Source organism: Chitinophaga sedimenti (genome assembly GCF_023156195.1).
GTDB lineage: Bacteria > Bacteroidota > Bacteroidia > Chitinophagales > Chitinophagaceae > Chitinophaga > Chitinophaga sedimenti.
On the sequence record NZ_JAKUKA010000001.1, the window covers coordinates 1431495 to 1451741 of the forward strand.

The 20247-nt window shown below is 51.5% G+C and carries 21 protein-coding genes and 1 pseudogene; 16 read left to right on the forward strand and 6 right to left on the reverse strand.

The window, feature by feature from the left end; all coding sequences use genetic code 11:
* Positions 1–25 precede the first annotated feature (25 nt).
* The 4 genes from MKQ70_RS08100 to MKQ70_RS08115 form a co-directional block, all read right to left on the reverse strand.
* Positions 26–1696 carry an RluA family pseudouridine synthase gene (locus MKQ70_RS08100; RefSeq protein ID WP_248069802.1) on the reverse strand — a complete coding sequence of 557 codons (1671 nt, stop codon included), beginning with the start codon at positions 1694–1696 and terminating at the stop codon, positions 26–28.
* A 67-nt stretch (positions 1697–1763) separates the two neighbouring features.
* Positions 1764–2732, reverse strand: a complete 969-nt coding sequence (locus tag MKQ70_RS08105; protein WP_372489940.1) for a helix-turn-helix domain-containing protein — start codon at positions 2730–2732, stop codon at positions 1764–1766.
* Positions 2733–2760: 28 nt separating this feature from the next.
* Entirely contained in the window at positions 2761–3000 is a 240-nt protein-coding gene (locus MKQ70_RS08110) for an SDR family oxidoreductase (RefSeq protein ID WP_248069804.1), read from the reverse strand.
* Positions 3001–3014: 14 nt separating this feature from the next.
* The gene (locus MKQ70_RS08115; protein WP_248069805.1) at positions 3015–3593 is read right to left on the reverse strand and encodes an SDR family NAD(P)-dependent oxidoreductase; all 579 of its coding nucleotides are present in this window, start codon (positions 3591–3593) and stop codon (positions 3015–3017) included.
* 196 nt (positions 3594–3789) lie between these two features.
* Here MKQ70_RS08115 and MKQ70_RS08120 point away from each other — a divergent pair.
* The 4 genes and pseudogenes from MKQ70_RS08120 (at position 3790) to MKQ70_RS08135 (ending at position 7505) form a co-directional block, all read left to right on the forward strand.
* A pseudogene (locus tag MKQ70_RS08120) lies at positions 3790–4795 on the forward strand (DUF3500 domain-containing protein).
* A gap of 50 nt (positions 4796–4845) precedes the next feature.
* Positions 4846–5703, forward strand: a complete 858-nt coding sequence (gene bla, locus MKQ70_RS08125) for a subclass B3 metallo-beta-lactamase (protein WP_372490099.1) — start codon at positions 4846–4848, stop codon at positions 5701–5703.
* Positions 5704–5711: 8 nt separating this feature from the next.
* Positions 5712–5861, forward strand: coding sequence for a hypothetical protein (locus MKQ70_RS08130; protein ID WP_248069809.1), 150 nt, complete (start codon positions 5712–5714; stop codon positions 5859–5861).
* A gap of 279 nt (positions 5862–6140) precedes the next feature.
* The gene (locus tag MKQ70_RS08135) at positions 6141–7505 is read left to right on the forward strand and encodes a sulfatase family protein (RefSeq protein ID WP_248069811.1); all 1365 of its coding nucleotides are present in this window, start codon (positions 6141–6143) and stop codon (positions 7503–7505) included.
* Positions 7506–7569: 64 nt separating this feature from the next.
* On the opposite strand, the gene MKQ70_RS08140 is transcribed toward MKQ70_RS08135, so the two are convergent.
* Positions 7570–8109, reverse strand: a complete 540-nt coding sequence (locus MKQ70_RS08140; protein WP_248069813.1) for a hypothetical protein — start codon at positions 8107–8109, stop codon at positions 7570–7572.
* 185 nt (positions 8110–8294) lie between these two features.
* Between MKQ70_RS08140 and MKQ70_RS08145 the strand changes: the two genes are divergently transcribed.
* From MKQ70_RS08145 to MKQ70_RS08180, 8 genes are all read left to right on the forward strand, one after another.
* The gene (locus MKQ70_RS08145) at positions 8295–8564 is read left to right on the forward strand and encodes a hypothetical protein (protein WP_248069814.1); all 270 of its coding nucleotides are present in this window, start codon (positions 8295–8297) and stop codon (positions 8562–8564) included.
* A gap of 92 nt (positions 8565–8656) precedes the next feature.
* Entirely contained in the window at positions 8657–9103 is a 447-nt protein-coding gene (locus tag MKQ70_RS08150) for a hypothetical protein (protein ID WP_248069816.1), read from the forward strand.
* Complete coding sequence (locus MKQ70_RS08155) at positions 9076–10851, forward strand: B12-binding domain-containing radical SAM protein (protein ID WP_248069818.1); 1776 nt, start codon at positions 9076–9078, stop codon at positions 10849–10851. Before MKQ70_RS08150 ends, MKQ70_RS08155 begins: the two co-directional genes overlap by 28 nt.
* Before the next feature lie 6 nt (positions 10852–10857).
* Entirely contained in the window at positions 10858–11361 is a 504-nt protein-coding gene (locus MKQ70_RS08160; protein ID WP_248069820.1) for a hypothetical protein, read from the forward strand.
* Between the two features lie 254 nt (positions 11362–11615).
* Positions 11616–13049 (forward strand): 3-keto-alpha-glucoside-1,2-lyase-like domain-containing protein, encoded by a 1434-nt coding sequence (locus tag MKQ70_RS08165; RefSeq protein ID WP_248069822.1) that lies wholly within the window; start codon positions 11616–11618, stop codon positions 13047–13049.
* Complete coding sequence (locus MKQ70_RS08170; RefSeq protein WP_248069825.1) at positions 12998–13435, forward strand: hypothetical protein; 438 nt, start codon at positions 12998–13000, stop codon at positions 13433–13435. The genes MKQ70_RS08165 and MKQ70_RS08170 overlap by 52 nt, the downstream gene beginning before the upstream one ends.
* 55 nt (positions 13436–13490) lie before the next feature.
* A complete protein-coding gene (locus tag MKQ70_RS08175) occupies positions 13491–13784 on the forward strand; it encodes a hypothetical protein (protein ID WP_248069827.1) in 294 nt (97 codons plus the stop codon).
* Positions 13717–15291: a c-type cytochrome gene (locus MKQ70_RS08180; RefSeq protein WP_248069828.1), complete on the forward strand. Its 1575-nt coding sequence runs from the start codon at positions 13717–13719 to the stop codon at positions 15289–15291. Before MKQ70_RS08175 ends, MKQ70_RS08180 begins: the two co-directional genes overlap by 68 nt.
* 170 nt (positions 15292–15461) lie before the next feature.
* Here the strand turns inward: MKQ70_RS08180 and MKQ70_RS08185 are convergent, their stop codons facing one another.
* A complete protein-coding gene (locus tag MKQ70_RS08185; RefSeq protein WP_248069831.1) occupies positions 15462–16277 on the reverse strand; it encodes a strictosidine synthase family protein in 816 nt (271 codons plus the stop codon).
* 131 nt (positions 16278–16408) lie between these two features.
* Between MKQ70_RS08185 and MKQ70_RS08190 the strand changes: the two genes are divergently transcribed.
* The 4 genes from MKQ70_RS08190 to MKQ70_RS08205 are packed head-to-tail and all read left to right on the forward strand — an operon-like array spanning position 16409 to position 20144.
* Entirely contained in the window at positions 16409–17683 is a 1275-nt protein-coding gene (locus tag MKQ70_RS08190) for a hypothetical protein (RefSeq protein ID WP_248069833.1), read from the forward strand.
* A gap of 4 nt (positions 17684–17687) precedes the next feature.
* On the forward strand, positions 17688–18797 hold the full coding sequence (locus MKQ70_RS08195; protein ID WP_248069834.1) for a phytoene desaturase family protein: 1110 nt from the start codon (positions 17688–17690) through the stop codon (positions 18795–18797).
* Positions 18794–19108: a phytoene desaturase family protein gene (locus MKQ70_RS08200; protein WP_248069836.1), complete on the forward strand. Its 315-nt coding sequence runs from the start codon at positions 18794–18796 to the stop codon at positions 19106–19108. The genes MKQ70_RS08195 and MKQ70_RS08200 overlap by 4 nt, the downstream gene beginning before the upstream one ends.
* Before the next feature lies 1 nt (position 19109).
* A complete protein-coding gene (locus tag MKQ70_RS08205; RefSeq protein ID WP_248069838.1) occupies positions 19110–20144 on the forward strand; it encodes a glycoside hydrolase family 43 protein in 1035 nt (344 codons plus the stop codon).
* Positions 20145–20247: the final 103 nt, after the last annotated feature.

The following is a 20247-nucleotide window of genomic DNA, read 5'->3' on the forward strand; positions in this document are numbered from 1 at the left end:
GGGATCATGATTGCAAATTACTACGCTAGAATCCTGGCGGTGCTTCAAAACTGATCCGCTGCTTGCTCTTAGGATGTACAAACTCGAGGTACGCCGCATGCAGATACATCCGGTCCGCCGCAACCCCGTACAGGTCATCGCCAATAATAGGGGCATCTAATCCCTGTTCATGCGCAGCGTGCATCCGCAGCTGGTGTGTTCTGCCGGTATGTGGCCAGAAGTGAATCCGGGTGCTGGATGCGTAGCGGTCTACCACCTTCCAGGTAGTGACGCTTTTCTTGCCGGAGGTGAAGCAAACCAGCTGGCGCGGACGGTTTAGCAGGTCTGCGCGAAGGGGTAAATTAATTTCGCCTTCCGGTTGTTCGATCACCTTGGAAAGGAGGGCGGTATAACGTTTCTTCACGGTGCGTTGTAAAAATTGCCGTTGAATATGTTTGTGTACCGGTTTCGTTTTGGCCACGACCAGCAAACCGGAAGTGTCCATGTCAAGGCGGTGAATCATCAACGGCTCTGTATCTCCAAACACCTGTCTCAGCCTTGTGTACACGGAATCTGCGATATTAACGCCGGGGACGGAACGCAGGCCGGACGGCTTGTTAACTACTACGAAACACTCATCTTCATAAACAATTTCCAGTGGTTCAACGGGCGCTGGTAAATACAGCAGCGGGTTTTCGTCTATCGGGATGCCTTCCAGCATGTGCGCCAAAATGGGTTTGCATTTACCCGTGCAGGCAGGGTAAAAATGCTGGTGCTTCCGGATGTCGGATTTAGGCGAACTACCCCACCAGAACTCGGCCATCGTAATGGGTGTATAGCCATGCGTAAACGCGTATTGTAATAGCTTGGGTGCCGCACATTCGCCGGCGGCAGACGGAGGTTTGCCTAAGGGTGTATCAGCGAAAATCTCGCCTACACTTTTCCCTTTTCCATCTTTATTTAAGAAGATGTATTGATCGAATAATTCCTGCTGTAAAGCAGCAGATCGTTCTTTACGTTCATTTTTTAATGCGTCAATATCCGCTTCCAACTGACTCAGTTTGACCTGCGTCTCCGCCAGGGACTCTTGCCATTTGTCGGTCAGCCCTTTCAGGGTACGTTTGTCATGCAAACTCTGTTTGATCAGCGCTGCTTCCGTCAATGCATATCCGGGTAGACCCTTTAACGCATCGCGTTGCGCTTTGCGGTCAGCTTTATTGGTTTTGAGTTGTTCTTTTAAGGCGGTGATTTCCAGCGCAGCAGTAGCAGATAATTGCTCGTGCTCCAGGATGAGTTGCCGGTACACCGGGGCTGCTGTCATCTCTTTCACCCGGGCATTGATGGTGTTGATCACTTCAACTTTCTTAAGGAAGAAACTGTCTTCTTCCAGCATATCAAACACTGGTGGCACAAACCTGGGGTGATCGTTGGAGTTGGCGAGTTTGCCCGAGAAGGCCGACAGGTAGGCAAGTTTACCCTCCGCATCCTGCACCACCAGCACGCCGAACATTTTGCCGATAGCGCCCTCTTCCGCATCGTTTTCGAGCCCGAAGTTGTGATCGAGTTGCGTCTGCGATTCCAGGTAAAGCTGTAGCTCCGCCGCAGCAATCCTCGCCAGCGGATGCGGCTCGTAGTAGAATGGATAAGTAAACCGCTCCGGCAGCGCAATTCCCCGTATCAATTCATCCGGAAAGTAAGAAACCCTGCTGTCTCCCAAGTGCCTATGTGTATTTAGGCCGCAAAATTACGTCTTCTGCCTTTAATGGGATGAAAAATACCCCTTTTTAGTTAAACGACTTCCGGAACGCCAGCGGCGACACGTTCGTTTTAGCCTTGAAAAGCTTATTAAATGACTGCGGATGCCCGAACCCAAGTTCATAGGCCACTTCGCTCACCGATAAGGTGGTGGCCGAGAGCTTCTCCTTTGCTTTTTCGATGATCTTCTGGTGTATGATATGCTGTGTGTTTTGCCCGGTCATAGATCGTAACATATCGCTCAAATAGCTGGGCGATATATTCAGCCTGTCTGAAAGGTACTGAACCGTTGGGATGCCCTGTTTGGCAGACAGATCACTGTTGAAGTATTCATCCAGTATATCATCGAGCTTCTGCAGCAGGTCGTTGCTCACGGCTTTCCGGGTAATGAACTGGCGTTTGTAAAAGCGGTTGGCGTAGTTCAGCAGCAATTCTATCTGCGAGATAAGCACATCCTGGCTAAAATCATCTATCCGGCTGTTCAATTCCTCTTCAATATTTTTGAAGATGGCCATGATGGTCTCTTTCTCCTTTTCTGACAGGTGCAATGTTTCATTGGTGGCGTAAGAGAAGAAGCCATATTGTTTGATCTTCTTTGCCAGCGGGTAATTCCAGAAGAAGTCGGGATGGATCAACAACGTGTACTGGGAACAAACTTCGTCCGAAGTATGGCCATGGTTGCCGATTACCTGGTTAGGCGCGGCAAACAAAAGCCCACCTTCATCAAAATCATAATAGCCCTGGCCATATTTCAGCTTACCGCCCAGTGCGGGTTTATAGGAGATTTTATAGAAATGCAGCACATGCGTATACGGCAACTGGCTGACCACCAGCCGGTTCGTAGCCCCATCTATCAGGCTGATCAAAGGATGTGCGGGGGCCGGCAAGCCGAAGGCCTGGTGCATATCCGATAATGAGGCCATATTCACGTGATTCGTCTCGTCCTTTTTCATGTTGATAAAATTAAAGTAATTATAACCGGCAGCGCTGCCCGCCACCGGTTATCCCTGAATATTGACCAAAAGATTACTTTGAAGCACCCTGTGCCGCAACGGCTACGTCATCCCACGCCTCCCAGGTAGCTATTCTTTCTGCATAAGCACCGCGTACCCACGAAAGGTTATGGCTGCCAAGATGAATACGCAGGGGCGGATTTTCCGCGTCCACCACTTTAAAGATCGCGTCCGGAGTGGCACTGGGATCGCCTCTTTCCATGTTGCCCAAACGGCCGAAGAACTGGGTTTTAAAGTCCTGGTAAATATCCATTCCCGCCGAAAACTTCAGGGACTCTGGCTGCTGAACTCGGTGGCGTAAGCACCCGGCTCAATGATTGTAACTTTAATGCCGAATGCCTTTACTTCTTCGGCCAGACTTTCATGGATGGCTTCGAATGCCCATTTGGAGGACGCGTAGTAGCCGATAACCGGCAGGGTAACATGGCCGAGATTGCTGGAGGTGCCCAGTATATGCCCGCCGCCCTGGGCGCGCAGTAAGGGCAGCGCGGCTTGTATCACCGCTACAGGGCCTAATACATTGGTCGCGTAGAGCTGTTTGATTTCTTCCGCGCTGGCTTCTTCGATCATCCCTACTAAGGAGTAACCGGCATTGTTCAATACGATATCCAACCGGCCGAAATGCGCGTGCGCCTTTTCTACCACCGCTTTCACCTGGTTCGTGTCTGTTACGTCCAATTCGAGTGTAAGCACATTAGCGCCGTATTTTTCATTCAGATGATTGATGCTGGATAATTGGCGTGCGGTTGCAGCTACTTTATCGCCGCGCTGCAATGCCGCCTCCGTCCAAACTTTTCCAAAACCCCGGGAACTGCCGGTAATGAACCAAACTTTTTGCTGTGTCATAATTTTAGCGTTTTATCTTTTTTACACAACAAAGGTCGGGGAGTGGCTTTTACCGGATGTAGCCGAAATGCGGGGATGTGTAGCCAAATTGAGAATTATGAGTGGTTATTAAAAACGAAGAATAACCCCTATGTTTAGGGCAGCATTCCACGATATGAAGCAACTTGTCCTGATACTCTTCTCCGGCATCGCTACGATGTCCGCCACGGCGCAATCCCTGGAAAAAACAGCCCATGCCTTTATTGCCACGCTCGATAGCAGCCAGCGCACGGCCACTTTATTCGCCCTGGAAGATGCAGAGCGGTACAACTGGCATTTTGTGCCAAGAGAACGCAAAGGTCTGCCGCTAAAAGCGATGACCGCCGCGCAGCGGAGCAAAGCCTACGAACTCCTGAAAGCCTGCATGAGCAGCACCGGTTATCAAAAGGCCACTACCATTGTGGAGCAGGAATTGATTCTCCGCGCGCTCGAAGGCAGGGGCGACAATGATACCTACCGCGATCCCGGCAAGTACTACTTTTCCGTCTTCGGTATGCCGGGGAACGGCAAACCCTGGGGTTGGCGGATGGAAGGGCATCATCTTGCGCTGAACTTTACTGCGGCGGATAAGAAAACGATCGCAGTTACGCCCACTTTATGGGGCCAATCCGGCCATCGTACCCGATGGGCCTAAAAAAGGTCAGCAGGTATTGAAGGAGGAAAGCCAACTTGCCTTCGCATTGCTCGAAAGTCTTACACCCACCCAACTGGCCGGTGCAGTCGTGGCCGAAAAAGCGCCATCCGATATTATTACCGGCAACAAACGTAAAGCGTGGCTGCAAGACCCTCCGGGACTGCCCTACGGTCAGTTGCAACCGGCGCAGCAGGCGCAATTGAAACGGCTGCTGGCAGTCTATATTGACCGGTATACAAAGCTAATGGCGGACGTGCTATGGAAAGAGATCAACGACGCGGGTTTGGAGCAGTTGCATTTTGCCTGGGCCGGCGGCAGGAACTGGGGTAGCGGTCATTACTACCGGGTACAGGGGCCGACATTTGTTATAGAGTACGATAATACGCAGAACAACGGCAATCACGTGCATACCAGCTTCCGCGATCTGAAAAATGATTTTGGGAGGATATGTTGCGGGAGCATTACGACAATGCCCATCACGCAAAAAAGTAGCGTCACTATGGACTCCCCCGGTAGTTTTCATTTTTAATCCAATAAAACCCTAATTTCACCCTGGTAAAATTTAACGGAAATGATGCGATTTTCCCCCTGGTGTTAGCTGCAGGGCTGCTGTATACGCACACCTCCTCCGCCCAGAAAGTCGTGGAGCCCAAAGCGATGAGTGACGAATGGTCCAAACCATACGAACCGTTCCGTATTGCCGGCAACCTGTATTACGTAGGCACCTACGACCTCGCCTGTTACCTGGTGACAACGCCGCAGGGAAATATACTCATCAATACCGGCCTGGCCGCCTCTACGGGCATTATCCGCAGCAATATCGAAAAGCTGGGCTTTCGGTTTGCCGATACTAAAATCCTGCTCACCACGCAGGTGCATTACGATCACGTTGGCGCCATGGCGGAAATCAAAAAGCTGACCGGCGCTAAGTTGATGGTGGACGAAAAGGATGCAGCGGTTATGCAGGACGGTGGCACGTCAGATTATTATTTCGGTGGTGATCATGCGGTATTTAAGCCGGCTAAAGTAGACCGCCTGCTGCGCGATCATGATACGGTCGCGCTGGGCGGCTCAAAACTGGTACTGCTGCATCACCCGGGACATACGAAGGGCTCCTGCAGTTTCCTGCTCGATGCGCGCGATGGCGCCCGCACCTACAGGATACTCATTGCGAACATGCCTTCCATCATCATCGATGGAAAATTCTCGGAGGTGAAGTCCTATCCCGGTATGGCTGCTGATTATAAACGCACGCTTCAACAGATGAAAGCCGTTTCTTTCGACCTGTGGGTGGCTTCACACGCCAGCCAGTTCGATCTGCATACCAAACGAAAGGCAGGGGACAACTACAACCCGGCCGTGTTTGCGGACAAAGCAGCCTATCAATCCAAACTGCGCGATTTGCAGCAGTCTTTCGATAAAAAAATGAAAGAATAATACCCATTATGGATCTCACCAACACCCTTCAAAACGCTTGCAAATACGCCAGCACCAACTTTGACACCGCCGCCTGGCGACGCTTCATCGACGGGCTGGTCATCGGCAATCAACTCGATTATTCCTGGGACGATGCGGATGATACCGGATCAACGTGATGAGCCGCGAGGGGGAACAGGTGTTCTTTTGCGGCCGTAATATGCCGTTATTATTTATTTCGGAAGAATATTCGCTTACGGGTCTGGATAGTTATCCGCACAGCCGGAGATCGTGTCCGCGCAAGATTGGTGGACGGCATCCTACACCTTCAGCTGGATGAACTAACGACCACCTGCCTTAGCTGGCATACCGAAGAAATACCGCACCGGGGCAAGTTCTCGCTGCTGGATTTCGTGTATGCGACACATTGATGAAGCACGCCCATTAAAACACTCGATATGAAGACGATCAGCCGTTTATCTTTCTTGTTATTCATTCCACTTACCGCCTTAAAGCCACCTGATCCACCCAGGAAACCCAATGTAGTCATCATTCTTACTGACGATATGGGATTCAGTGATATCGGTTGCTTCGGTGGCAATTTTGTACCGACGCCGCACATCGACCAGATGGCGAAAAACGGGTTGAAGTGCACCCAGTACTACAGCGCTGCCCCGATCTGCTCGCCGTCCCGCGCCGGAATGCTTACCGGTCAGTACCCCGGCCGCTGGAACTTCGCTACTTACCTCGACAATAAAAAGCATAACAGGGACGCTGAACAGGCCGACTACCTCGACCCGAAGGCGCCCTCTATTGCCCGGATATTTAAAAATGCCGGCTATGCCACCGGCCACTTCGGTAAATGGCACCTCGGCGGCGGCCGCGATGTAAAGGATGCCCCCGGCTTTGACCAGTATGGCGTTGATGAACACAACAGCACCTACGAAAGTCCGGACCCGGATCCGCTGCTTACGGCCACCAACTGGATCTGGTCGGATAAAGACAGTATCAAACGCTGGGACCGCAGCAAGTACTTCGTTGACAAAGCGCTCGACTTCCTGCAACGTCACCCGGATCAACCCTGCTTTATCAACCTCTGGCCCGATGATGTACACACGCCCTGGGTACCACGTAAAGACCCTGAATCTGCTGCTGTATACCCGGCAAATCCGGAAGAAGAAGCTGCGTTTAAAGGTGTGTTGAAAGAATATGATGTACAGATCGGTCGTTTCCTCGAAGGACTGAAACGACTAGGTCTTGATAAAAACACGATCGTCATTTTTACCAGTGATAACGGTCCGCTGCCTTCCTTCCGAGGCGCCCGCGCCGCAGGTTTCCGCGGTACGAAGCTCTCGCTGTACGAAGGCGGTACGCGCATGCCTTTTATCATCAATTGGCCGGGGCATATAAAAGCCGGCGTCACAGACGAAAGCTCGGCCATCAATGGCACGGATTTGCTACCCACACTCGCCGCCATGGCGGGTGTACCTTTACCTGCAGGTTATAGGGGCGATGGGGTTGATCGCAGTACCGTGTTGCTGGGCAGGCCCTCCGCGCGCAGGCAGGACATGTACTGGGAGTACGGTCGCAACAATGTGGCTTACCGTTTTCCGCGCCAACGGGATAAAAGTCCGCAGCTGGCCGTCCGCTCCGGCGACTGGAAGCTGCTGATGAATCACGATGGGAGTGGGGTAGAGCTCTATAATATTCAACAGGACAAGGGAGAAACAACGAACCTTGCCGAAAAGGAAGCAAAACTGGTGAATGAGCTCAAAGCGAAGCTCACAGAATGGTGGGAGGCCTTGCCCAAATTGAAGGCATAAAGAAAGAGGTTGTAATCGCAGATTACAACCTCTTTCTTTCCATTAACCCCGTTGTGGGTCAATCTTAATACTTCTTGTAACTGATGTTCAACTCACCATCAAACGCGTTCGTGTAATTAAACAACCACTCAAAATTGTTGTAGCTGCTGGAACGCGAAATGGTGGCCGGATAACCCCAGCTGCCCAATGTTGTCGGGGTAAATTTATTGTTCTTTGAAAAGTCTCTCGCCATTACCTGCCACAGCGGATGTGTACCCAGGAAGCTTTTCAGCGTGTCGTGCTGGTACACCAGCGTGTACGGCGTTTCGTTGATCGGCGCATAGGTGGCGGAATCCAGGTTGCCTGCAGTGCCGTAATAATAGTCAACGGTGGCGGTAGCGCCGCTCCAGTCTTCATCCTGGTGTACAATGCGGCCCAGTGCATCATAGGTAAAATGATAAATCACCCAGGGGTAGATGTAACCGCCCGGGGTAGGGTGCGGCTCGTCATCCGGGCCCCATTCGCCATTGCCCATAATAATCGTGTCACGGACGATCTGGTTAAGACCGTTGTATACGAATTTGTGCCATGACTCGAAATCGTTGCCGAAAATAGGGTTCCGCATGTAGTTCACCAATCCCTTCGGTCTGCCCGAACCATCATATACAATATGGGTCTGGGCATGACGGAAGTCGTCGTAGTTGCGGATAATACTGTCGGGGTTGCCCTGGGCATTGTAATAGAAGCGGAGGGTGTCCCAGTGTGCGGGGTAAAGCGGGCCCCAGATCTTATCGATCCGTACCTTTTAGCGTGAAACTGGCCAGCTTGTTTCTGGCAGGAGGTGGCGGCGATAAGGCATACGGCGGCCACCAACAAAGTAAGGGTTTGTTTCATGTACTTGTTTTTATATGTGGGGGGATTAATGGCGTGTTGCCTTTTGTTTCATGTAATAATGCTTACAGGGTAAAGCGCTGTCAGAATGATAAAGAAATCGGGTTTGCTGTGCGCACATGGTTTCGCTTACTCATTGGTTTCCTCAATAAAAAAGGTAAATTTTGGGGTAGATGTATTGGGTGTTAACGGGTTTAAAGATAGTTAAAGAAATATAAAAACAAACATATTTGTCACGAGGGATTTAGATTTAACTTTGCGGGATAAAATTCAGAACGATTTTGAGCGCGTCCGTTTTCCTGATTACACCGCCCTTCACACAGCTGAATACGCCTTACCCGGCCACCGCTTACCTGAAGGGCTTCCTGAATACCAAAAACATCACGTCTTTTCAGGCGGACCTCGGTATTGAGGTAACACTGGCTTTGTTTTCCCGCAAAGGCACGGAAGCGCTGTTCTCCCGTATCACCGAACGCGATGGTTTGTCCGACAATGTTACCCGCATCCTGGCACTGCAGGACGACTACATCCATACTATCGACGATGTGGTACTTTTTCTCCGGGGAAAAATCCCACACTGGCGCACCGCATCTGCAAACGCGACTTTCTTCCCGAAGCCGCCCGTTTCGCACAGCTCGAAGACCTTGACTGGGCCTTTGGGTCCATGGGTACACATGATAAGGCAAAACACTTTGCTACCATGTACCTCGAAGATCTGTCGGACCTGATCATGGAGTGTGTCGACGAACACTTCGGCTTCAGCCGCTACGCCGAACGGCTGGCCCGCTCCGCCAATAGCTTCGACGAGTTGTATGAAGCGCTGCAGAAGGAATATACCTTCATTGACGAACTGCTCATCAACCTGTTGAAAGAAAAGATGCACCGCCTGCAACCGCAGCTGGTCGCTATTTCGGTACCCTTTCCCGGTAATCTGTACGCCTCGCTTCGCTGCGGCCAATGGATCAAAGCCAATTTTCCGCAAACCAAAATAGCCATGGGCGGCGGTTTCGCTAATACGGAACTGCGGTCGTTATCCGATCCGCGGGTATTTGAGTTCTACGATTTTATTACCCTGGACGATGGCGAAGCACCTATCGAAAATTTGCTCAAACACGTGCAGGGCGAAGCGTCGCAGGAGGGGCTCAAACGTACGTTTACGCTCAATAACGGCGAAGTATCCTACCACAACAATGCCGCCTGTCATGATTACAAGCAGGGCCAGGTAGGCACGCCCGACTACGCTGACTTATTACTCGATCAATATATTTCCGCCATCGAGGTGGTAAACCCGATGCACCGCATGTGGAGCGATGGCCGCTGGAACAAGCTGACCATGGCGCATGGCTGCTATTGGGGTAAATGTACTTTCTGCGATATTTCCCTCGATTATATCCGCGTATATGAACCGATTGCCGCGTCGCTGCTGTGCGATCGTATGGAAGAAATTATTGCGCAAACCGGGCAAAACGGTTTTCACTTTGTGGACGAAGCCGCGCCGCCTGCACTGATGCGGGCGCTGGCGCTGGAAATCATCCGCAGGAAATTAACAGTAAGCTGGTGGACCAACGTGCGTTTTGAGAAAAGCTTTACGCGCGACCTCTGCCTGCTCCTGAAAACTTCCGGCTGCATTGCCGTGTCAGGTGGGCTGGAGGTGGCATCTGACAGGCTGCTGGAGCTGATCCAGAAAGGGATCACTGTTGCGCAGGTGGCACAGGTGAACCGTAACTTTACAGAGGCAGGCATCATGGTGCATGCGTACCTCATGTACGGTTTTCCTACGCAAACGGAGCAGGAAACCATCGATTCGCTCGAAATGATCCGCCAGATGTTTAAAACCGGTATCCTGCAATCCGCGTTCTGGCACCTGTTTACGATGACGGCACACAGTCCCGTAGGCATGGACCCGGCGAAGTATAAAGTCAAAAAGGAAACGGAATTAACAGGCGCATTTGCCAACAATGATATTGTACATATCGATGAATCCGGGGCCGATCATGAAACGTTCGGTTTCGGGTTGAAGAAATCGCTCTTCAACTACATGCACGGCCTTTGTCTCGATGATCCCTTGCAGAAATGGTTTGAGTTTAAAGTGCCCAAAACCAAAGTGGCGCCGGATTACATCGAAAAGTGTTTGTTGGAGGATATATACGTTACGCCCAAGCCCACGAGCAAAGTCGTGTGGCTGGGCAAACAGCCCAAGGTGGAACACTTCACCAAATCGAAAAAAGGCAATACATGGGAAATGACCTCGCTCACGTTCCAGGACCGCCGCGAAAAGGTAAGCATCAGCGTGAGTCAGCCGCAAGGCAAATGGCTGGCGGAAATGCTGGAAAAGTTGTCGATCAGTAATCCTAAAACCTTTACACTGCAAGAAGTAAAAGATAGTTATGCAGCTGCCGAACTCGAAGACTTTGAACTGTTCTGGGATAATAAGCCGGTGAGCACCCTGTACAAGTTTGGCCTGCTAAAATTGTAAGCCCGCATGAAAATCAGTAAGTACGCACAGGAAGGCAAATCCGAAAATTATCAGCATGCCGAAGCAAGAGGATTGCTGAAAGCCGGCGAGGCTGCGGCTTTATTGTCGAAACGTTTGGGCGTTAAAATAACGGCAAAGGAGATCGAGGTGTTCTCCAAAGAATGGCACCACGCGGGTGTATTCAACGCCGGTAGGGGTATCAAAGGCCGCCGGGTGTATTTCTTTTCGGAGGAAGCTTTAAGTAATATTTCTTTGGATGCGATTTTAGCTAATCGTAATAAGCCGAAACCCGTGCCGGACGAGCGTACGGTACAAGGTTGGTATATCCAGTTCTTCAAAATGACCGATCCTGCAACCCGCAGGCGTTATTCCAAACCGTTCGTGGGCATTTACAAAGGTCCCGCCCACAAAAAGCCCAAGGGCTTTAAACCACTGTCGGACGAAGCGTTCGAAGTTGCCGCCAAACAGCGCGGAAAAGCGCTGCTGCCCGGTGAAACGCCCTCCTTTTAACCCGGTAATTCCGGCCATTGGACAAAGTGTTTAACCATTCATCAGAATTAACCTCCGTCTATATGCTAAATTCCGGCGGCGCACTTGCTAAAACCACGTGTGCTGTTTAGCCCGCTGCCATCGTGATAATTCCCCGAATCGCCAGTAGAAAAACGGTTTAGCACCCGATTAAGTGTTTTAAGTTTAACACTGTTTTTTGACCATTCGTCAGTAATTTTTCGACTTACAAAAAGAACATCTTTATTTTGCCGGCTATGGTACTAAGATCGAAAAACAATTTTATTGGCCGGTCTCTCCGGATCGGCTTTTTATGTGCATGCGGTGCAGGCTTTGCTTTTTCACAGCAGGCCAGGGCTCAGGGCCAGCTGCCGCTGCAGGATTTTTCTTCTTTTAAAAATGCCGGCAAAAGCTGGCAGATTGTAGGGGATGTGACTACGGAACAGGGAAAGGAGAACACTTTCAAAACCTCCGGAGGTACAGGCGTTCTCGTTAATCAACCTTCAAGGAAGGTGCACGGGGAAGATCTTTTTTCCAATTTCGAACATGGCGACATCGACCTCGAACTGGAATACATGATGGCGCAGGGTGCTAATTCAGGCATCTATTTACAGGGACGTTACGAGTTGCAGCTGCTGGACAGCTGGGGCAATCCCGCTCCCAAACCCGGCGATAACGGCGGTATTTATGAGCGTTGGGATGACAGCAAACCTGAAGGTCAGAAAGGCTACCAGGGTTATGCTCCCCGCCAGAACGCCAGCAAGGCTCCCGGTCTTTGGCAGAAGCTGCGTATCTCCTTCCAGGCGCCCCGTTTCGACGCTGCAGGCAATAAAATCGCTAACGCGAAAATGCTGCGTGTAGAACTGAACGGCGTATTGATCCACGAAAACGTAGAATTGGCCGGTCCAACCCGTGGCGCCATCGGCGGCAACGAAGTAAGCTTCCGGCCCGCTCCGCATCGGGGTGACCATGGTGCAGTAGCGTTCCGTAACATCAACATCAAACAATACGATAAAGCCCGCCCCGAACTGAGCGGCTTATCTTACAAAGCCTACAAAGGCCGCTTTGACCGCGCAACGGATTACAGCAAACAGAAACCCGAGGCAACCGGCACTTCCAGCCTGCTGACCGCCAACGCTTCTCATCTTTCACAGGAGTATACCCTGGTATATACCGGTACCCTCAACGTAAAAGAAGCAGGCGAGTACCAGATCGAACCTAACACCCAGGGCGGTAACGCCATGTTGTCCATTAACGGTAAACCCGTTCGTGGCCGCGTAACACTGGCTGCAGGTAGCACGCCGGTAGAAATCATGTACTCCCGCTCCGGCGACTGGGGTAATCCTACTTTGGGCCTGAACATCACTGGTCCTGGTGTACGTACGTTCTATGTAGGCGATGTAATCACGCCGGACGATACCGATCCGATTATCCTGAGCGCACCGACCAACACCGTGCTGAGGAGCTTTACAGACGTTCCCGGTTATGGCAAGGTAACGCACGCAGTATCTGTGGGCAGCCCGCTGAAAGTGAACTACACCTACGATCTCGACCATGGTATGGTGGTACAGGTTTGGAGAGGCGAGTTCTGGAAACAACACCGATGTGGCACGAGCGTGGTAACGGTACATCCCGGCCCATGGGCGCTGTACAGCGTTTGGGCAAACCGTTCTTCCAGCTGGCGAAACTGAGCGGCGAACAGGCTGCCTGGACCGCCGACTCCACCGGCAGCGGTTACCGTCCGAAAGGTTATGTACTGGACGACCAGGACAGGCCTACTTTTAAATACAACATCTATGGCGCAACCGTTACCGACCAGGTGCGAGTGGCAGAAAACGGCCGTGGCATTGTACGCGAAATCAGCGTAACCGGTGCTCCGTCTGACCTGTACGCTAAGCTGGCCGAAGGTTCCCAGATTGAATCAATAGGAAAGGATCTCTATCTCGTGGATGGTAAAGCCTACTACCTGCAACTGCAGGATGCGGGCGGCGCCAAAGCTGTGGTACGTGAATCCGCCGGCGTAAAAGAACTGATTGTTCCCGTACGCGGCAAATTGAGTTATTCCATCCTTTTCTAACCTTTAGACCGATCAACGAATGAAAAATATAATCAGGAAAGCGGCATGCTTTTTATTGCCTCTGGCCGCAACCCTTACACAACCCGCCTTCGCACAGGAAACGCCGAAGGAGGAAGACTATTTCCGGATCATGAAGCTGAGCGCTCCGGAAGGCACACTGCTCGAAGTAGGTGGTTTAACTGTATTGCCCAGCGGTGATCTCGGTGTATCTACCCGTCGTGGTGATGTATTCATCGTGGAAAACCCTACCAGCAATCGTCCCTTCTTCCGCAAGTTCGCCAGTGGCCTGCACGAAATCCTCGGGCCTCGCCTGGAAAGACGGCGCGCTGTACTGCGCACAACGCGGTGAACTCACCAAACTGGTGGATTCTAATATGGACGGCAAAGCCGACATCTACGAAACGGTCTACGCATGGCCTTTGTCCGGTCACTACCACGAATATAGCTTCGGCCCCAAACTGGCGCCCGATGGTTCCTTCTTCGTGAGTGGCAACGTAGCTTTCGGTAATGAAGAATGGTGGCGTGGTGAAAGCCGTGTTCCCATGAGGGGCTGGATGATGCACATTTCCGCAGACGGACAAATGGAGCCATGGGCTACCGGTATGCGTTCTCCCTGCGGCCTGGGCATGATCAACGGCGAACTGTTTTATTCCGAAAACCAGGGCGACTACATGGGCTCCGGTGGTGTATGGCAGGTAAAGAAAGGTGATTTCGTAGGTCACCCCGCAGGTCTGAAATGGACCGGACTGGCCAACTCCCCGCTGAAATTGACTGCCGAAAAGTTCAACTCCATCGTGGACGAACGTAAAGTGAAAAATGAACAAGGTCGTTATATCAAACCGGAGAACGTGGTAAATGAGAAATTCATCACCATGTTCGAAGTGAAAAAACAGATCCCTGAACTGCGCACGCCGGCGGTTTGGCTGCCTCACGGCGTACTGGGTATCTCCAACTCCGAAATCCTGGCCATCCCTGAAGGTAACTTCGGTCCCTTCGGCGGACAGGTGCTCGTGGGCGACCAGGGCCAGAGCAAAATCATGCGTGTGGTAATGGAGAAAGTGAACGGTGAATATCAGGGTGTGGCGTTCGACTTCCGCCAGGGTTTCCAGTCGGGTGTACTGCGTATGGCATGGGCACAGGATGGTTCCCTGTTTGTAGGTGAAACCAACCGTGGCTGGGGTTCTGCAGGTGATGCGAACGAAGGGTTGCAACGTCTTGTGTGGAACAACCGCATTCCGTTCGAAATGAAAACCGTAAAGGCAATGCCCGATGGTTTTGAGATCGAATTTACCCTGCCCGTAGATAAGAAATCTGCAGAAGACCTCGCGTCTTACGCTGTAGAGAGTTTTATCTACAAATACCACCCGGTATATGGTAGCCCGACCGTGAACCAGGAGAAGTGCGAAGTGAAAGGTGTAAAAGTATCTGCAGACGGCATGAAAGCCCGTATTATCGTAGATAACCTGCGCCAGTACTACATCCACAACATTACGCTGAACGGCGTACGCGCTGCGGACATGTACTACTCACTGGTACATCCGACCGGCTACTATACGCTGAACAATATCCCGACAGGTACTAAACTGGCGATGAGCGAAGTAAGCACCCGCAACTCCGAGAAAGAAGCGGCTGCAAAAGCAAAAGCTGCGGAAGCCGCGAAAGCTAAAACGGCTGCTGCTAAAGCAACCGAAGCTGCGAAACCCGCTGCACCAAAGGTGTACACTTATGAAGAGGTAAAACCTTTGCTGGCAAAACATACTTGTTCTGCCTGCCACGCTGCTGACAAAAAACAGGTGGGTCCTGCCTTCCGCGATATTGCTAAAAGAACTACAGCAACGAAGGCATCGTTAAACTGATTTACAATCCTAAGCCGGAGAACTGGCCTGGTTATGCGACAGAAATGCCGCCGATGCCGCAGGTTCCGAAAGCGGATGCGCTGAAGATCGCGAGCTATATCAACTCGTTGAAATAGGTTGCTTCTTTGAATAATAGACGAAGGCCCGGCAGTGATGCCGGGCCTTATGTTTTACTGTAGTTTGTAAGCCGCTACCGTCTTTGCAAAGAACGTTGGCACATACACGATCCGTTTTTTTGCATCATACCCGATATCCGCCGCGTTAATCTTCTCCGCGGAAGTATTCAGCAGCGTTTCCACCTGGCCATTTGCGGATACGTAAAAGATCCAGCCGCTCCAGGAGGTAACGAGGTAATCGCCGTTGCCGATGGGTTCAATGCCATCACCGCCTTGTGGCAGGGTAGCAATAGGCGTCACCTTTTTCGCACGGTCTGCTTTTATGAATTTTTTGCCGGAAGCAATAATGAGATCTTTTCCAACGGATTTAAGACCGTTTACACCATCCATATGCTCCAGGTACAGTTCGGGTTTGTCGTGCTGAATACGCCAAACCTTCGCGGTCTTTGAGTCAGACACGTAGACGGTGCCGTCCGCATCGATGGTGAGGTCGTTCAGTCCCTCTGCATCCTCCCATTTGATGTTCTTTTCAATGGCGCCCTTCTTCAGGTCGATCACCACGACCGTGGTGACATCCGCTACGTACAGACGATTACGATAGATGGCCATGCCCTTGGGCGCATTGAGGCCGGTAATGAAGGTAGAGTCGTATCCGCTGCCATCTGGCTTCAAACGGGCTACGCCGCCTTTACCGTCAAGTCCCCACGGATCGCCGTCGATCAGGGTTACATATAATGTGCCTTTGCCATCGTCGAGTACCGATTCGGGTACGGCGACGATGGGCTTTGTTTCCCATATTTTTTCAAGACGATGTTGTGCCTGGGTGGTGGCAGACAGGCCGCAAAGCATGACGAGCATAAGTTTTTTCATAACACGATCAATTGAGGTTTGCCGGTAAGATAGGCTTTATGCCGCTCAACCGCAAGCATTGTTCCATGCATTGCATATATGCCGCAGGCTGATTATATTAGAGCAACGTTCCTCCGTATAAACAACTAACTATGAACGATGTCGTTAACCTCCGTCCCTGGAGTGCTGGTGAGAAATTTGCCGTTCGCTTTTTTACGGTCTTTTTCGTCTTCTATATTTTTCCTTTTCCTGTTGATATTATTCCTTACATCGAAATGTACTGGAACCAGCTGTTACAGGTATTGATACCCTGGATTGCCGCGCATATCCTTCACCTCGAAAAGCCCATCACCATTTTTGAAAATGGGAGTGGGGACACCACTTACAACTACGTCGAATTGCTCACGATGGTCTCAACAGCGCTGATCGCCGCCATCGTGTGGTCGTTGCTGGACAGGCGGCGTAAAAGTTATCATTACCTGCATTACTGGCTGCGGGTGCTGGTGCGGTATTTCCTGGCTTATAACATGTGCCTGTACGGCTTCATAAAGGTTTTTCACCTGCAAATGGCTACGCCTTACCTGTCGCAATTGCTGCAGCCGTTTGGTGAAAAGTCGCCGATGGGACTGGCCTGGTCGTATATGGGCTATTCTCCAGGTTTTAGTGCATTTACGGGCTGGGCAGAGGTGGTCACCGGTATGTTGTTGCTGTTCCGCCGTACCGTGACGCTTGGCGCCATGGTAGCCATCGTGGTAACGATCAATATTATGGCGGTGAACTATTTCTTCGATGTGCCGGTAAAACTGTTCTCCACCATGTTGTTTACGATGTCGGTATTCCTGCTCGCGCCGGATATGCAACGGCTCGCCAAACTGCTCATCCTGAACAAACCTGTGCCGCCGAAGGTATTCCACAATTATATTGAACGCCGCTGGCTTAAAATAGTGCTGATGACGTTCAAGTTTCTCTACATCACCGTTGGTATCTATTTCCTCGTCAGCTCTAACGCCAGTGCCGTAAGCGTGTATGGCGATAAACGTCCCAAGCCGCCGTTATGGGGTATTTACGATGCGCAACTGGTAGTGCGTAACGGCGATACGATTCCGCCGCTGCGTACAGATCATGATCGCTGGAACAGGCTTGTACTCGATTTTAAGGATTGGGCTACCATTTATATGACCAGCGACAGTATAAAAGGTTATTCTTTTGAAGTGGACACCACACTGAAAACCGCGGTGGTTTATGAACCCGGCGATACTTTACACAAATCCACTTTACATTACCGCGTGCATGACGATAGTTTATTCCTCACCGGCAAATATGTGAATGATTCTATTTTGATTAGCTTTACCAGGCGTGATCACAAAGACTTCCGACTGCTGAACAGGGGATTTCACTGGATCAACGAACACCCGTATAACCGGTAATGTCATGCAGTACGATGCTATTATAGTAGGGGCAGGCCCCAATGGCCTGGCCGGCGCGATTACCCTGCAGCAGCAAGGCCTGCGTACGTTGTTGCTCGAAGCCAAACCGACCATCGGTGGCGGCATGCGCAGCGCGGAGCTCACGTTGCCCGGCTTCGTACACGACATTTGCTCCGCCGTACACCCACTCGGTGCAGGATCCCCGTTTTTCAGGCAGCTGGATTTACAGGCCTTCGGACTTGAGTTCGTACATCCGCCGGTGTTAGCTGCCCATCCGCTGGACGATGGCAGCGCCGGTGCGCTTTATCGTTCTTTTGACTATACCGCCGCGGCACTTGGCGCCGATGAGTCGGCCTATCGCAGCCTGTTGGGCGGCTTGTACCGCGACTGGCCGCAGATTGATAAGGATGTACTCGGGCCGCTGAGCCTGCCTTCGCATCCTTTGATGATGGCGAAGTTTGGGCTCACTGCTTTGCGCCGCGCCAGCGATATTGTAAAAAGGTTTAACACGCAGCAGGCCCGTGGTCTGTGGGCCGGTATCGCCGGCCACTCGATGCTGCCGCTGGATCATTATACCACCGCTGCAGCAGGTTGTGTGCTGATGTTAGCCGGTCATCATCACGGATGGCCGATCCCGAAAGGCGGCTCGCAAAGTATGGCAACGGCGCTGGCGGGCTTATACCAATCGTTGGGAGGCGTCATTCAAACGGATACTTATGTGAAAAGCCCGGACGAGTTGCCGGCAGCCAAGGCCGTACTGTTCGATTTGTCGCCGCAACAACTGGTCAGCATTGCGGGACAACAGTTCTCGTCTATCTACCTGAAGCAATTAAAAAGGTTCCGCTATGGCATGGGCGTGTTTAAAATAGACTGGGCGCTGGATGGCCCGGTGCCTTTTACCAACGAAGCCTGCCGCAATGCGGGCACGGTGCACCTCGGCAACACTTTCGAAGAAATTGCGCACGCCGAAAAGGCGGTCTGGAATGGCCAGCATCCGGAAAAGCCATTTGTATTGCTCGCGCAGCAAAGCCTGTTCGACCACAGCCGCGCCCCGGAAGGCAAACACACGGCCTGGGCGTATTGCCACGTGCCCAGCGGCGCAGAAAAGATATGACGGCAGCCATCGAAGCGCAGGTAGAACGTTTTGCGCCCGGCTTCCGCGATCGTATTTTACAGCGCCATACGATGAATGCCCGCCAGATGGAGGCTTACAACCCCAACTATGTAGGCGGTGATATCAACGGCGGTGTGCTTGATATTACACAACTTTTTACCCGGCCGGCGTTACGCCTGTCGCCCTACCGTACTTCCGCAAAAGGGATATACCTCTGTTCCGCTTCCACGCCCCCGGGCGGCGGCGTGCATGGCCTCTGTGGCCATCATGCGGCCCAACGCGTGCTGAAGGATATTTTTAAATTTAACTAGTATGATGATGAAACGATTGATGGGTTGTTTATTCCTGTTTTTATTTTTCCTGAACAACACTTCCGCGCAAACCGAAACCTTCGCTAACCCGCTGTTGTCTTCGGGTGCAGATCCTTATTCTTTTTATAAAGATGGATTTTATTATTACACCCATACCACCGGTAACCGCCTGGTGATCTGGAAAACCAAGAACCTCGCGGACCTTGAACACGCCGAAAAGAAAACGATTTACACACCGCCCGCCGGTACTATGTATTCAAAAAACCTTTGGGCGCCCGAAATCATCTTCCTTAATAACAAATGGTACGTATACTTTGCCGCCGATGACGGTAAAAACGAAAACCACCGCATGTATGTGGTGGAAAACGGCAATGCGGACCCATTACAGGGCGAATGGACATTTAAGGGTAAGGTAGCTGACCCGACCGACAAATGGGCCATCGACGGGGATGTATTCAGCTGGAAAGGGCAGTTGTACATGATCTGGTCAGGATGGGAAGGCGATGTAAATGGTCAGCAGAACATTTATCTCGCTAAAATGAAGAATCCCTGGACCATCACCGGCAAACGGGTGAAGATAGGAGAGCCGACGTACCACTGGGAAAAGCATGGTAACCTGGGCGCGAAGGATGATGTAAAACACGTAAGCGTGAACGAAGGCCCGCAGGCCCCGGAGCATGGCAACCGTTTGTTCATCGTATTCTCCGCCAGCGGTTGCTGGACGGACTACTACGCCCTGGGACTCATGCGTTTTGAAGGTAAAAACATCATGGACCCTAAGTCCTGGAAAAAGTCAGCTGAACCTTTCTTTAAACAGAATAAAGAAGTGGGTGTATATGCGCCCGGTCATAACTCTTTCTTCAAATCGCCTAATGGGAAAGAAGATTGGATCCTGTACCACGCCAACGACGAGCCGGGGCAGGGTTGTGGCAGGTTCCGCACACCGCGCATGCAGCCTTTTACCTGGGATAAAAACGGCCTGCCTGTATTTGGAGAACCCGTTAAAAAAGGCGTTTCATTGCCGATTCCGCGCTAAGTCCAAATGCTTCGAGGATCTGGTCATTGCCGGTAGCAGCAGGTGATCGTAGTTTTGTAAGGTGGACTTCCCGATACCGTGTGCAGACCATCTTCAAAACCTT